Raw genomic sequence first — 1,064 nt, forward strand, 5'->3', positions numbered from 1 at the left:
GGATGATGCTACCTCTTCCTGGAGCCTGCAGCCTGAGATCAGCTTTAACTATTTGGGACAATTTGATCAGGACTTGGAAAATGGGGAGATCACGCTGTCTTCACATCCAGGTGGAGAGCCGTTGAGTGACCGCACCGTACTGGAGCAGCCGCTGAATGTGAACGGCATGATTACAGCAGGCGTGCTGACCCTGGAAATTCGTTATGACAGCCATGTATACCAACAGCAAAACGTAGAGAAGTTTGCCCGGCTATTGCAGGAAAGCTTGCAGGAAGTCATCAAGCATTGTGCCTCCCAAGAGCGGAGTGAGCTAACGCCAAGCGATGTCTTGTTCAAAGGCTTGACACTGGAGCAGCTGGAGCAATTGACGGAGCAAACGGCTTCTGTGGGCGAACTGGAAAATGTGTATGCTCTTTCTCCCATGCAGAAGGGGATGCTGTTCCATAGTCTGATGGAGCCGGACTCAGGCGCATACTTCCAGCAAGCGTCGTTTGATCAAAAAGGTAGCTTTGATGTTGCTATTTTCCGTAAGAGTCTGGATCTGCTGACACAGCGTCATGAAGCGCTGCGGACGAATTTCCATCAATTTGAGACAGGACACGGTCTGGAGCCATTGCAAATCGTGTTCCGTCATAAAAATAGCGATCTTTCCTTCGAGGATATACGCAACATGCCGAAAGCGGAGCAACAGGCATATATCCAGACGTTTAAGCAGGAGGATCAGGCGAGAGGCTTCAATCTCGGTACGGATGCACTGATGCGCGTACAAGTGTTGCAGACCGATGAAGAAACGTATCACTTGGTCTGGAGCTTCCATCACATTGTCATGGACGGCTGGTGCTTATCGCTTGTTACGGGCGAGGTGTTTGGTACGTACTTTGCGCTGCTGGAGCAGAAACAGCCGGAGCTTGCTCCGATTACACCGTATGGCCAATATATCGAATGGCTAGAGCGTCAAGATGAACGTGCGGCAAAAGAGTATTGGAACAGTTATTTGGCGGGCTTTGAACAGCAGACGTTGTTACCTGGAGCGGATACTTCATTGAAAGACCAAGTGGCGGATA

The 1,064-nt window shown here is 50.2% G+C and carries 1 protein-coding gene; it reads left to right on the top strand.

What is annotated here, in order from left to right; genetic code table 11:
• The coding region (locus HFD99_RS24775; protein WP_238797297.1) for a condensation domain-containing protein at positions 1–1,064 on the top strand (1,064 nt) is incomplete at both ends.

Source organism: Paenibacillus sp. EKM301P (assembly GCF_011800295.1).
In the GTDB taxonomy this organism is placed as follows: domain Bacteria; phylum Bacillota; class Bacilli; order Paenibacillales; family Paenibacillaceae; genus Paenibacillus; species Paenibacillus polymyxa.